Source organism: Rhodobacter sp. P1_C2, from assembly GCF_056406375.1.
In genome coordinates, this window is the sequence record NZ_JBFUAG010000018.1 from 66,680 (window position 1) to 79,449 (window position 12,770).

Below are 12,770 nucleotides of genomic sequence, written 5' to 3' on the forward strand. Positions count from 1 at the left end.
CGTTCCGCTCCCATCCTGGGACATGGCCCAACCGGTGCCAGGGGCGACCGATGCGGCCGGCCTGCCCACCGGCCTAAGGGATTATCATTAACAGCAGGTGCATACCTGCCGGGTCGCTGCAATTTAAGACTGCGGTCTGGGGGAAACAATAGCGTGTAATCGGGCAGCAATATGTTCGCCCTGCGGAGAAGCTGGGGTGAAGGGCCCTGCGTTGGCGCTTGCCCGCTCAGGAGCTTTCCTTGGCCCGCGGCCGGGCGCGCAGGCCCTGGCGCAGCCGGGCCAGACCCAGGGCCAGCGGTCCGAAGCAGAGGCTGAGTGCCACGCCGGCCCGGGCCTGATCCTCGGGCACGCCGCCGGGCAGGGTGTAGTCCAGACCGAGGAGGGGCACGGTCAGGCCGATCCCCGACAGCACCGCGATCAACAAAAGGTCCGAGATGCGCAGCCCGGCGGGCAGCGCGCCGCGCCCCATCGCCACCACGGCCCCGGCGCCGATCAAGAGACCCAGGGGCTTGCCGAGCCAGAGGGTCGCCAGAACCCGCAAAGTCATCGGGCCGATGGCGGAAAGCTCGACCCCGCCGCGCGTCAGGCCGAAGAGGAACAGCACCAGCGGCAGCGGCCAGACGAGGTAATGCGCCAGACGGTTCAGGGGGTCGTGCAGCAACTCCTCCGCCTCGGCGAAGAGGCCGAAGCTGCGCCCGGCATGGGGCACCAGCGGAACCAGCGGCAAGAGACCCAGCGCGCCGGGCAGACCGGCCAGCACCATCCCGGCCCAGGACAGAACCCCGGCCAGAAGCCAGGGCCAGAGGGCGGCGGCGCGGCGGTGCTGCACCTCGCTCGCCTGCGGGCGGGAATAGCGCGCGCTCAGCGGCCAGACCGCGGCCAGCGCCAGGACCGGCACCAGCAGCCAGACCGGCCGCAGCGCGCCGAAGGGAAAGGCCAGGCCAAGCGCCAGCAAGCCGAGGATGTCGAAGGCAATCGCGATCAGCAGCAGAAGGTGCAGCGCCGGATGGTCGCGCCCGAAGACCCGCGCGCCGAAGACATAGCACAGCACCACATCCGAGCCGACCGGCAAGGGCCAACCGGTGCTGACGCTCAGGCCCGCATCGGCCACCGACCCGTCGCCCAGCTGGCTCGACAGGCCGACATCCAGCCCCGCGGTCGCAAGCCAGAGCACCACCGCCCCGATCACCCCGCCCAGCACTGCGCCCAGCGGCATGGCCCGGCGGCCCGGCCCCGAAAGGCTGCCATGTTCCAGCACCAGCGCCTCCCACAGCTCCTTGGCGATGAAGAAGATGAAGAGCGCCATCAGCCCTTCCGAGGTGATCAGCTGCAGGGTCAGCACCGGGTCGGGCACCGCCGTCCAGGCCGGCATCGCGGGCGACCAGAGCCGGTATTCCATCACGTCGAAATAGGTGTCGGGCGCCAGATTCACCCACAGGGTCGCGGCAAGGGCCCCGAAAAGGAGCGCCAGGGCAAAACGGGGCAGGTGCGAGGAGACGCGGTACATCGGGCGAATCGAGCCTTTCGAAAGCTTGGTCGCGGGGTCTTTTTCCCGGCATAGGCCCGGCGGCCTGCGCTGGCAACGGCGGGGTGCGGCCCATCGCCTCGGCAGGCTGCGAGTGATGCTGCAACGCACACATGACCCGGCGCCTGCCGCCGCAAAGGGCAGCTGCGGCCCGCGCCGTCGCCGGGATTTGAACGGGCGTGCCGCGCCCGGCCCCGCTTTTTCCTTGAAGAGCCACGCCGGGCGCAGTAGCGGCTGGCGCAAAGCCACCACAGGGATGGAAGAGCCATCATGACCCCCCTCGATCAGGCCCATGCGGCGATGGATGCAGGCGCCGAGGCCGAGGCGCTGGCCTTCTGGCGCTGCCTTGCCGATGCCGCGCTGTTCCTCGTGCTGGAGGAAGAGGCCGCGGGCGATGTGATGACGCCGCGGGTCTATGACCTGGCCGAGGGGCCGCTGCTTCTGGCCTTCGACAGCGAGGAGCGGCTCGCCACGATCAGCGACGATCCGATGCCCTATGCCGTGCTGCCGGGCCGGGTTCTGGCGGCGCAGCTGGCGGGGCAGGGGCTGGGCCTGGGGCTGAACCTCGGCACCGCCGCGGCAAGCGAGACGATCCTGCCCGCGGAAGCCATCGACTGGCTGGCCGAGATGCTGGCCCAGACCGATCCGGAGGAGGCCGAGGCCCGCATCGCGGCGCTGGCCGCCCCGCATCTGCCGCAGGGGCTTCTGACGGCGCTTGGCGCGCTGTTGCCGCCGGGCGCTTCGGCGGCGCTGGCGCAGGTGACCTATCAGGGCGGCGGACAGGGCCATATGCTGGCGCTGTCGGGCATCGCCCCCGAGGCCGAGGCGCGGATGGCCCGCGCCGTGGCCGAGGCGCTGGTCTTTTCCGGGCTGGAGGCCGCGGCGCTGGACCTTGCCTTTGCCGAGGCCGGAACCGCACTTTTCACAAGGATCAGTGCGGCAGGCCTGACCGTCAGCGCGGCAGAGCCCGTGCCGCCGCCCGCGGCCCCGGCCCCCAAGGCCCCCGGTTCAGACCCCGACAAACCGCCGCGTCTGCGCTAGGGCGCGGTGCCGATATGGGGTAGTATAATACCTCATATCATAACTCATTGATTTTGCACGTTTTAAACTTTGCAACGCCTCTTGACCCGCTGCAAGCCATCAGCGATAAGCCGCCATCCAAGATCACGGCGGCCTCTCCGCCCTCCAACTTAGGTTCCGATATGAAAACCTTTACCGCAACGCCCGCGGATATCGAGAAGAAGTGGGTCCTGATTGATGCCGAAGGCGTCGTTCTGGGCCGTCTCGCTACCCTCGCGGCTTCGATCCTGCGCGGCAAGACCAAGCCGACCTTCACGCCCCACATGGACATGGGGGATAATGTCATCATCATCAATGCTGACAAGATCCAGATGACCGGGACCAAGCGCAAGGACAAGAAATACTACTGGCACACCGGCCACCCGGGCGGCATCAAGATGCGCACCGCCGAACAGATCCTCGATGGCGCTCACCCCGAGCGGATCGTGGAAAAGGCTGTCGAGCGCATGATCTCGCGCAACCGTCTTGGCCGCGTGCAGATGACCAACCTGCGTGTCTACGCCGGTGCGGCCCATCCGCATGAAGCCCAGCAACCCACGGTCATCGACATCAAGGCGATGAACCCGAAGAACACCCGGAGCGCATGATCATGACCGATATCAAATCTCTCGACGATCTGAAGTCGGCAGTTGGTGCGGCGGCTCCGGCGGCTGCCTCGGCCCCGGCCCGTGTCGCGGTGCGCGACAAGCTCGGCCGCGCCTATGCCACCGGCAAGCGCAAGAACGCGGTCGCCCGCGTCTGGATCAAGCCGGGCTCCGGCAAGGTCGTCGTCAACGGCAAGGCCATGGCGGAATACTTCGCCCGCCCGGTGCTGCAGATGATCCTGGCCCAGCCCTTCACCGTGGCCAATGTCGAAGGCCAGTTCGACGTGATGGCGACCGTCGCTGGCGGCGGTCTCTCCGGTCAGGCCGGTGCGGTCAAGCACGGTGTCTCCAAGGCGCTGCAGCTTTATGAACCCGCGCTGCGCGGCGCCCTGAAGGCCGCCGGCTTCCTGACCCGCGACAGCCGCGTGGTGGAACGCAAGAAGTACGGCAAGCGCAAAGCCCGCCGCTCCTTCCAGTTCTCCAAGCGCTGATCCGCGTTACAGTTTTGGAAAGGCCCGTGCCCCTGGCGCGGGCCTTTTGCTTTGCGGTGGCCTTGTCTGGGGTTCGGGCATAAAAAAAGGGCCGCAACTGCGGCCCTAGTCGGGGAAAAATCGGGGGGAGGGCGATGCCTCGGGGCCTTCAGGCCTTCCAGAAGGGTTTCGCAGCCTCATGCGCCGCCGACATCGGGTCGAGGCCGATATCCTGCAGCATGTAATCGGTCAGGCCGCGAAGGTCCTTGCGGGTCCGGCGTCGCAAGTCCCATTGCACGACGACCAATGTGGCACGCAGCAGGGCGCGCGACAGGGGCGGCAGGGGCAGGCGGAGGACGTTCACGTCAAGGGCGGTCATTTTCCATCTCGATTGTGTTGATACAAGTTTGCATTTATCGTGAGTAATAGATACAATGTAGCAGCGCGAATCGCCAGAGGACAATTGTCATGGATACAATTTGGCAGCCAGAACTTGCCGAAGACGGCCCGAAGTATCTGGCGCTGGCACAGGCCCTGCGCGGGGCGATCCGCTCTGGTGCCTTGGCCGAGGGTGTCCGCCTGCCGCCGGTGCGCGATCTGGCCTGGCAGATCAAGGTCACCCCGGGCACCGTCGCGCGCGCCTATCAGATCGTCACCCAGGACGGGCTTTTGCAGGCCACCGTCGGGCGCGGCACTTTCGTTGCGGCGCAACGCCAGCCCCTCGGCCCGCCGGTCCCCACCCCGGCGGAGCGTGACACAAGGCCGGTCGACGGGCGGCTCGATCTGCGCTCGCCCAACCTGCCCGAGGTCGGCCAGCTTGCCGCCATCTCCGAGGCGCTGCGCCGGATCGCGGGGAAGATGGATGCCAACTGGCTGGACTATACCAGCCAAGCCGCTGAATATCCTTTGCGTTCTGCCGTCTGCGACTGGCTCGCCGCCCGCGACATGGGGCCGGTCAGCCCGCAGGATGTGGTCCTCAATCATGGCGGGCAGAACGGCGTCTCGCTGGTGCTCAATTGCTGCCTGCGCGGCGAAAAGCCGGTCGTGCTGGTCGAGGATCTTTGCTACCCCGGCTTCCGCTATGCCGCCCGGCTCGCGCGGGCCGAGGTCTACGGCGTCGAACTGGACGACGAGGGGATGCGCCCCGATGCGCTGGAGGCGGCCTGCCGGCGCTATGGGCCGCAGGTCCTGTGCCTGACGCCGGTGGCGCAGAACCCGACCGCCGCCCGGATGTCGGAGGCGCGGCGGGCCGAGATTGTATCGGTCGCCCGTAAGTACAATCTGCAGATCATCGAGGATGAATGCTATTCCGCCCGCCTCTCCGGCCTGCCCACCCTGCGGGCCCTGGCGCCGGAACGGGTCTGGTACATTGGCAGCCTGTCGAAATCGGTCTCGGCGGCGCTGCGCTTCGGCTTCGTGATCTGCCCGACCGGCATGGGCGACGCCGGGCGGCTGGCGGCGCAGCAAAGCTATTTCGCGCTGTCGCAGGCGGTCTCCTCGCTTTGCCTCGATCTGTTCCAGTCCGGCGCCGCCGACGAGATCCGCACCAAGGTCATGGCCGAGTTTGCCGCCCGCAGCCGGATGGCCTCCAACATCCTCGGCGGGTTCGACATCCGCTGGCAGCCGGGCCTGCCCTTCGTCTGGCTGAACCTGCCGCAGGGCTGGCGCGCCTCGACCTTCGCGCGGCGGGCCGAGGAGGCGGGCGTCCTCCTCCGCTCGGCCGATCAATATGCGATGGTGACCGGGCGGGCGCCCAATGCGGTGCGGATGGCGCTGGCCGGGGATTCCTCGCGCGCCAGGCTGGAACAGGGGCTGGAAAGCCTGTGCAGCCTGCTCGCCTGGCCGCCGAACGACATGGCGGTGTGACCTCTTCCCGCCATCTTACCTTGTAAGGCACTGTGTCCCGCAGGACTCATGCTGCACCTGCGGTATCGGCAAGGGATTGACGCAAAGGTAAAGCTTTGGGCACAGTTCCCCATCGGGCATAAGCGAGCAGTCAAAAAAGCGCCCGGCGAAGAGGTAACATGGGACTTCAATCCACATTCCACGCGCCGCAGGGCGCGGATTTTCTGGGTTGGCGCGTCAGCCGTGCCGGCCGTACCGAGATCGTCTACGAGGACGGCGCCGCCCACCGCCAGATCTGGCGCCTGACCGAAGCCGGCCCCGACGAGGCCCTGGTCGAGGCGATGCAGCTGGCCGTCGCCAGCCCGCATGTCGTGCCGCGCCTGATGGAAGAGTTGAAGAAGCGGGCGATCGCCGTGGAATCCGGCACATTTTAGCCCGGTTTTCCAGCATCAGCCTTGTCAGCTTCAGGGGGCAGGCGCAATCTTGCCATCAAATCGCTTGCGCGGCGCGTCGCAAGCTGCTTAATTTGATCAAACGTTGAGAGCGGGGCGCCGATCCTGCCGCCGCATGCCAAGATACAAAGAACTGAGCCAACAGGGTGATTGATGTCTGAACCGCAACAGCGGAGCCGCTTCTGGGGATCGGAGGCTGCAAGTGGGCTTGCCTTGATCAGCCCTCCGGCGCTCTACGCAATACTGCTCCTGGCCGCGCCTCTGGCCACGACGCTGCTTTATTCCTTCTTTACCGATGGTTACCTGACGATCGTCCCGCACTTCCAATGGTGCAACTATGTGGGCGAATGTCATTCCCATATGCCGGATGGCACGGTTTCGACCGAGACCTACCTGGGCGCCTGGACCGATCCGGTGGTGCAGACCCTGCTGATGCGCTCGATGGTCGTGTCGATCATGGTGACGGCGACCACGGTGCTTCTGGCCTATCCGGTGGCCTATTTCCTCAGCTTTTCGGTCTCGCCGGCGAAGAAGTCGCTCTGGCTGTTCCTGATCACCATCCCGTTCTGGACCTCTTACGTCATCCGCGTCTTCATGTGGAACGTGATGATCGGGCGGACCGGGGTGATCAACTCGGCCCTGATGCAGCTTGGGCTGATCTCCGAGCCTTTGCAGATGGCCTATACGATCCAGGCCATGGTGGTGACGCTGGCGCATTCCTATGCGCCCTTCGCGATCCTGCCGATCTATGTGGCGCTGGAGAAGATCGACCGCTCGCTGCTGGAGGCGGGGCAGGATCTGGGCGAGACGCGGTTCACCACCTTCCTGCGCGTGACCTTGCCCCTGTCGATGACCGGCGTGGTGGCGGCGGTGCTGATCGTCTTCATCCCGACCATCGGCGACTATGTGACGCCGAACCTGATTGGCGGCGGCAAGATCCCGATGATCGCCAACATGATCGAAAAGCAGATGCTGAAGGCGGACAACCGGCCGCTCGGCTCGGCGGCGGCGGTGTCCTCGATGGTGGCGGTGGTCCTGGTCCTGTTCTACGCCTTCGTACAAAGTAAGCTTTGCGCGATCCTGATGAAATATGTGTCCGAACGGGTGACGATCCGTGGCGCGGGCGTGCCGTGGGTCCTTGGCGCTGCGGCCTGCATCGCGGCGGTCGGGGCGCAGTTCCTGGTGTTCAGCGCGCTGGGAGAGGCCCTGGGCAGCCCGGTGATGGCGATCCTTCTCGCGGTGATCTGGCACGCGGCGCTTTATCTGGTGCTGGTCGGCGGCAAGCTGAGGAGTGCAGCATGAAATTCCCGACCCTGCGGATCTATACGATCCTCTACCTTGCCTTCCTTTACACGCCGATCGTGATCCTGCCGATCTTTGCCTTCAACGATGCGACGGCGGTGGCTTTCCCGCTGCACGGCTTCACGACGCAATGGTTCCAGAACGTATTTCACGACGCGCAACTGGGCATCGCCTTGAAGAACAGCCTGATCGTTGCGGTCTGCACCTCGGTTCTGGCGACCACGCTGGGCATCTTCGCGGCACGGGCCAGCACGCGCTATTCCTTCAAGGGCGCGGGGCCGCTGATGGGGCTGATCCTGCTGCCGATGGTGCTGCCCGACATGATCATGGCCATGGCGATCCTCGTCGTGCTGCTGTCGCTTGGGGTGCAATTGTCGCTTTTCACCATCATCCTTGGCGATGTGCTGATCTGCACGCCCTTCGCGGTGGCGATCCTGACCTCGGCCTTCCAGAGCCTCGACAAATCGCTGGAGGAAGCGGCGCAGGATCTTGGCGAAGGGCCGATCTCGACCTTCTACCTGATCATCCTGCCGCTCGTCATGCCGGGGATCATCTCGGCCCTCTTGATCTGCTTCACCATCTCGATCGACGAGTTCATCCTGGCCAACTTCCTCGGCTCGGGCGAGCCGCTTTTGTCGACCTATATCTACGGGCAGCTGCGTTTTCCGAAAAACGTGCCCAATATCATGGCCTTGGGGACCATTCTCGTGGGGGTCTCGATCCTCCTTCTCGCCCTGGCCGAGTTTTTCCGCCGTCGTGGCCTTGCCAAGACCGGCGCCAAGGATACCGGAGGCTTCCTGTGACGTCTGACAAACCCACCATGATCGAATTCAAGGACGTCCATAAATATTATGGCGATTACCACGCGCTGCGCGGCATCAATGCCACGATCAAGGCGGGGGAGTTCTTCTCGCTTCTCGGGCCTTCGGGCTGTGGCAAGACCACGCTTCTGCGCACGATTGCCGGGTTCGAGGGCATCTCCTCGGGTGTCGTGCTGATCGATGGCAAGGACATGGCCAATGTGGCGGCCAACCAGCGCCCGACCAATATGGTGTTCCAGAGCTATGCGATCTTCCCGCATCTCTCGGTCGAACAGAACGTCGGCTTCGGGTTGCGCAAGGACCCGCGGTCGAAGGAAGACAAGGCCAAGGCGGTGGACGAGGCCCTGGCGATGGTCGGCCTCGCCGGCTATGGCAAGCGGGCGGCCAATGCCCTGTCGGGCGGCCAGCGCCAGCGCGTGGCCTTGGCCCGCGCCCTGATCCTGAAGCCGAAGGTGCTTCTGCTCGACGAACCCTTGTCGGCGCTGGACAAGAAACTGCGTGAGAACATGCAGGTCGAACTGATCAAGCTGCAACGCCAGGTCGGCATCACCTTCATCCTGGTGACCCATGACCAGGAAGAGGCGCTGGTCATGTCCGACCGGATCGCCGTGATGTTCGAAGGCCAGATCGCCCAGTTGGACGATCCTGAAACCCTCTACCGCCTGCCGAAAACCCGCGCCGTCGCCAATTTCATCGGCACGATGAACTTCCTGCCCGCCAAGCTGATCTCCGAATCCGGCGGCAAGGTCGAGGTCGAGGCCCAGGGTTTCGGCCGCATCACCCTCGACGCCGAAAAGCAGGTGACCGGCCAGCCTTCGCCCGGCGGTTGCACCGTCGGCTTCCGGCCTGAGACGGCGACCCTGCTCTTCGACGGCCAGGCCGCCACCGACCGCGAGACCATGGCGACGATCCAGGAGGTCGTCTATTACGGCGACATGACCTATTACGACGTGGTCCTGGATGGCACGAGCGAGCCGATGCGCCTGTCGATGCGCAATGTCTTCGGCCGCCCGGTGCTCGACATCGGCACCCGCACCCGCGTCGGCTGGAGCCCGGGCGCCCTCGTCATGTTCCGCTGACATCCGCTGCAAGTCCAAATCCTACGCCGTAAGTCCTCCGGGCTTACGGCGTAAGTTTTTCGCCCTGCAGTGTAAGGTCAGGAATCCGGCTTCAAAAGCCCCAAGCCGCGCAGATAGATGCCGATCCCGCTCTCCAAGAGATCCTCGGGCGAGAAGGGCGATTTCGCCCCGGGATTGCCGCGCATGTACAATTCGACCACGCCATGGCTCATCGCCAGGATATGCGCCGAAAACATCGAGGCCGGCGGTCGCCGCCCGGCAGGCATGTGCTGGCTCAAGCTCTCCGCCGCCTTCTCCAGCACCGAGCGCGCCTTCTGCGCCATCAGCGCGAGGTCGGGATGGGCGTTGAAGCTGAGGCCGCTTTCAAACATCGCCATGTAATGCCCGGGGTATTTGCGCGCAAAGGCCAGATAGGCCCGCCCGGTCGCCTCAAACGCCGCCAGGGCCGAGGGCTTGCCGTCGTTATAGGCAAATTCCATCAGGGCGGCGAAAATGTCATAGCCCTGCCGCGCCACCTCGGCGATCAGCTCGTCGCGCCCGGCGAAATGCCGGTAGACCGCCGCCGGCGTCACCGCCACCGCCTTGGCCGCTTCCGAAAGGGCAAAGCCGGTCGGCCCCTTTTCCGCAATCAGTTCCAGCGCCGCTTCCACCAAAGCCTGCCGCAGATTGCCATGATGATAGCCTTGCTTCACGTCGCGTCTTTCATCCAGACAAAAATATCCGCGGGGGGTCTGGGGGGCGGCAAGCCCCCCAGCCGGAGCCGCCGCGCGCCCCCCGGGCCGGTCACATGCCCGCCAGCGCCGGACCGCCGCAGACCTTGGGGTCGATCGTGCCGATCAGGCTCAGGTCCTTGCCGTCGTAATCCATCGCGTTCAGCACGGTCTGGATCGCCGCGATCCTCGCGCGCAGCTTGTCGTCCGACAGGATCACCGTCCAGGGCGCATAGCTGAAATTCGACCGTTGCATCGTATCGGAAATCGCCTCGGAATAATCCTTCCACTTCGCCAGCCCGTCGATGTCGATCTGGCTCAGCTTCCACTGTTTCAGCGGGTCCTTCTCGCGGTCGAGAAAGCGCTGCAGCTGTTCGGCGCGGTTGACCTCCAGCCAGAGCTTGACCAGCACGATCCCCTCGTCAGTGATCATCCGTTCATATTCCGGCAGCTGGCGGAAGAACTTCGCCCGCTGCTCCGGCGTGCAGAAGCCGAAGACCGGTTCGACGATGGCGCGGTTGTACCAGCTGCGGTCGTAAAGCGAGATCTCGCCCAGAGCCGGCAGCTGATCGACATAGCGTTGGAAATACCATTGCGCCGCCTCGCGCTCGGTCGGCTTGGCGAGGGCTATGACCCGCGCCACCCGCGGGTTGAGGTTCAGCCGCAAAGCCTCGATCGTGCCGCCCTTGCCCGCCGCATCGCGGCCCTCGAAGACCACGATCAGGCGCTTGCCCCTGGCTTTCAGGTCGTAATGCATCCGCACCAGCTGCAGCTGCAGAACCTCCATCCTTGCTTCGTAATCCTTCTTCTTCATCTCTTCGCGGTAGGGATAAGACTTGGACAGGATCTCGTCCTTGGAGGCGGTCTCGATCGCCTCGCGCACCTCTTTCGGGGCGTCTTTCCTGAAATAGCGGGTGATGGCACCGTCGAATGGCAGGTCCATGATCTTCCTCCGGTTTTCCCTTGTGTAGGGCAAAGCGGCGGGTCAAGTCCACCCGGCGCGGCGTGCCGCGCGCAGAACCGCCGCCGCCACCCGGGCGGTCTGGCTGTGATGCGGCATATGGCCCACGCCGGGCAGAAGCGTCAGCGCCGCCCCCGGGATCAGCCGGCTGACCGGTTCGGCATGGATCGCCGCCGGCACGATCGGGTCGGCATCGCCATGGATCACCTCGACAGGAAGGCTGAGGCTGGCATAGCGCGTCTGCATCGCCACGACATGGGCAAACAGCGCGTTCACCTGGCGGGCATTGTCGGCGAGGTGGCGCCAGGGCAGGGCCAGCGCCGCCCCGGTCCGCCGCGCATAATCCGGCGGGGCGGCTTCGGGGGTGAAAAGCCCCGGCATCATCGCCTCCAGCCGGCGGTCGCTGATCAGCGCCGTGGCCCAGGGCAGGATCAGCAGCCGGCCGAGCGCGGTTTCGGTCAGCCGGTAGGTCCAGTCAAGCTTGCCCGGCCAGGGCATCGCCGCGGCCGAGACGAGGACCAGTGCCGAGGCCGCCTGATCGCCCGCCACCTCCAGCCCCCAGGCCAGGGCCACCGCCCCGCCATAGCTTTGCCCCAGCACGATCGGCGCGCGGATGCCGAGATCCCCCGCCGCCACCGCCAGATGCCGCGCCTGATCGCCGGGGGCGACCCCGCCGGCGCCAAGGCTGTCGGAATGGCCAAGCCCCGGCCGGTCGAAGGCCGTGACGCGGAACGAGGGCGCCAGATGCTCCATCAAGGGCAGAAGATCGCGCACCTGGCCCGAGGCGCCGTGCAGCAGCACCAGATCCGGCCCCGCGCCCATGGTCAGGGCATGGACCCGCCGCCCGGCCACCGTGACCAGCTGCCCAAGCGGCGGATAGCGCCGCCGGATCTCTGCCGCCCTGGCCCGCACCCGCCAGACCAGCCCCGCGACGAGCACGGTGAGGGCAAGGGCGGTCAGGATCAGGGCGAACAGGGTCAGGTCAGCTGCCAATCTGGTTGAGGTCGAAATAGGTCGTCTGGTACAACTCATTGACCCAATTGCCATAAAGCAGATGGGCATGGCTGCGCCAGCGGTTGCGCGGGGCCTTGGAGGGGTCGTCCTCCGGATAGTAGTTCATCGGCACGTTGATCGGCGTGCCATTGGCCACGTCGCGATCATATTCCTGCTTCAGCGTGCCGCTGTCATATTCGAAATGGTTGAAGATATAGAGCGCGCGGCGGCTTGCATCCTCGACCAGACAGGGCCCGGTGTCGGGCGAGCCGAGCAGGGTGCGCAAGCCGGCGGCGTCGATCTCCTCCTGCTTTTCCTCGGTCCAGCGGCTGACCGGGATCACGCATTCATCGGAAAAGCCGCGCAGATAGGGCGAGGTCGGCGCGAGGTTCTGCTGCGGGAAGCAGCCGAAGGCCTTGGCCGGCAGGAGGTGTTTCTGCACGCCGTGGAAATGGTAAAGCATCGCCATCCCGCCCCAGCAGACGCCGAAGGTGGAATGGACATGGCTCTGGGTCCAGTCCATCACGCGTTTCAACTCCTCCCAATAGGTCACCTCCTCGAAAGGCAGGTGTTCGATGGGGGCGCCGGTGATGATCAGCCCGTCGAACTTCTCGCCCGAGGCCTCGACCTCGGCGAAGGGGCGGTAGAAGGTCGCCATATGTTCGGCGGCGGTGTTCTTGGTCTGATGCTCGGTCATCCGGATCAGCTGGAAGTCGATCTGCAGGGGTGTCGCGCCGATCAGCCGGGCGAACTGGTTCTCGGTCTGGATCTTCTTCGGCATCAGGTTCAGGAGGCCGATCCGCAGGGGCCGGATATCCTGCGAGGCGGCCCGGTCGGGCGACATGACCATCACGCCCTCGGACCGCAGGACGTCATAGGCGGGCAGGGTTTCGGGCAGGGTGATCGGCATGGTATCCTCGGGGTTCAGGCGAAAGCGGCGGCGTCGGG

13 protein-coding genes and 1 pseudogene are annotated in these 12,770 nt (G+C 65.7%); 8 read left to right on the forward strand and 6 right to left on the reverse strand.

The window, feature by feature from the left end; all coding sequences use genetic code 11:
• Window positions 1-226: 226 nt before the first annotated feature.
• On the reverse strand, window positions 227-1,507 hold the full coding sequence (locus AC1DZT_RS23040; protein WP_478008991.1) for a Na+/H+ antiporter NhaA: 1,281 nt from the start codon (window positions 1,505-1,507) through the stop codon (window positions 227-229).
• A 288-nt stretch (window positions 1,508-1,795) separates the two neighbouring features.
• Here AC1DZT_RS23040 and AC1DZT_RS23045 point away from each other — a divergent pair, with 288 nt between their 5' ends.
• From AC1DZT_RS23045 to rpsI, 3 genes are all read left to right on the forward strand, one after another.
• Window positions 1,796-2,566, forward strand: a complete 771-nt coding sequence (locus tag AC1DZT_RS23045) for an SseB family protein (RefSeq protein ID WP_478008992.1) — start codon at window positions 1,796-1,798, stop codon at window positions 2,564-2,566.
• 161 nt (window positions 2,567-2,727) lie between these two features.
• Complete coding sequence (gene rplM / locus AC1DZT_RS23050) at window positions 2,728-3,192, forward strand: 50S ribosomal protein L13 (protein WP_478009028.1); 465 nt, start codon at window positions 2,728-2,730, stop codon at window positions 3,190-3,192.
• 2 nt (window positions 3,193-3,194) lie between these two features.
• A complete protein-coding gene (rpsI, locus tag AC1DZT_RS23055) occupies window positions 3,195-3,680 on the forward strand; it encodes a 30S ribosomal protein S9 (protein WP_478008993.1) in 486 nt (161 codons plus the stop codon).
• Between the two features lie 148 nt (window positions 3,681-3,828).
• Here rpsI and AC1DZT_RS23060 read toward each other — a convergent pair whose 3' ends face one another.
• Window positions 3,829-4,038: a DUF1127 domain-containing protein gene (locus AC1DZT_RS23060; RefSeq protein WP_478008994.1), complete on the reverse strand. Its 210-nt coding sequence runs from the start codon at window positions 4,036-4,038 to the stop codon at window positions 3,829-3,831.
• A gap of 89 nt (window positions 4,039-4,127) precedes the next feature.
• Between AC1DZT_RS23060 and AC1DZT_RS23065 the strand changes: the two genes are divergently transcribed.
• From AC1DZT_RS23065 to AC1DZT_RS23085, 5 genes and pseudogenes are all read left to right on the forward strand, one after another.
• Window positions 4,128-5,525 (forward strand): aminotransferase-like domain-containing protein, encoded by a 1,398-nt coding sequence (locus AC1DZT_RS23065; protein WP_478008995.1) that lies wholly within the window; start codon window positions 4,128-4,130, stop codon window positions 5,523-5,525.
• Between the two features lie 158 nt (window positions 5,526-5,683).
• Window positions 5,684-5,938 carry a hypothetical protein gene (locus AC1DZT_RS23070; RefSeq protein ID WP_478008996.1) on the forward strand — a complete coding sequence of 85 codons (255 nt, stop codon included), beginning with the start codon at window positions 5,684-5,686 and terminating at the stop codon, window positions 5,936-5,938.
• Between the two features lie 171 nt (window positions 5,939-6,109).
• Window positions 6,110-7,024 (forward strand): annotated as a pseudogene (locus tag AC1DZT_RS23075) (ABC transporter permease); the annotation flags it as partial.
• 230 nt (window positions 7,025-7,254) lie between these two features.
• Complete coding sequence (locus tag AC1DZT_RS23080) at window positions 7,255-8,061, forward strand: ABC transporter permease (RefSeq protein WP_478008997.1); 807 nt, start codon at window positions 7,255-7,257, stop codon at window positions 8,059-8,061.
• Window positions 8,062-8,078: 17 nt separating this feature from the next.
• A complete protein-coding gene (locus AC1DZT_RS23085) occupies window positions 8,079-9,158 on the forward strand; it encodes an ABC transporter ATP-binding protein (protein ID WP_478009029.1) in 1,080 nt (359 codons plus the stop codon).
• Between the two features lie 77 nt (window positions 9,159-9,235).
• Here the strand turns inward: AC1DZT_RS23085 and AC1DZT_RS23090 are convergent, their stop codons facing one another.
• The 4 genes from AC1DZT_RS23090 to AC1DZT_RS23105 all read right to left on the reverse strand — a co-directional run bounded on the left by AC1DZT_RS23090 (window position 9,236) and on the right by AC1DZT_RS23105 (window position 12,732).
• Complete coding sequence (locus AC1DZT_RS23090; protein WP_478008998.1) at window positions 9,236-9,850, reverse strand: TetR/AcrR family transcriptional regulator; 615 nt, start codon at window positions 9,848-9,850, stop codon at window positions 9,236-9,238.
• 91 nt (window positions 9,851-9,941) lie between these two features.
• Window positions 9,942-10,811, reverse strand: coding sequence for a polyphosphate kinase 2 (gene ppk2, locus AC1DZT_RS23095; RefSeq protein WP_478008999.1), 870 nt, complete (start codon window positions 10,809-10,811; stop codon window positions 9,942-9,944).
• A 42-nt stretch (window positions 10,812-10,853) separates the two neighbouring features.
• The gene (locus AC1DZT_RS23100) at window positions 10,854-11,822 is read right to left on the reverse strand and encodes an alpha/beta fold hydrolase (protein WP_478009000.1); all 969 of its coding nucleotides are present in this window, start codon (window positions 11,820-11,822) and stop codon (window positions 10,854-10,856) included.
• A complete protein-coding gene (locus AC1DZT_RS23105; protein ID WP_478009001.1) occupies window positions 11,812-12,732 on the reverse strand; it encodes a homoserine O-succinyltransferase in 921 nt (306 codons plus the stop codon). The genes AC1DZT_RS23100 and AC1DZT_RS23105 overlap by 11 nt, the downstream gene beginning before the upstream one ends.
• Window positions 12,733-12,770: the final 38 nt, after the last annotated feature.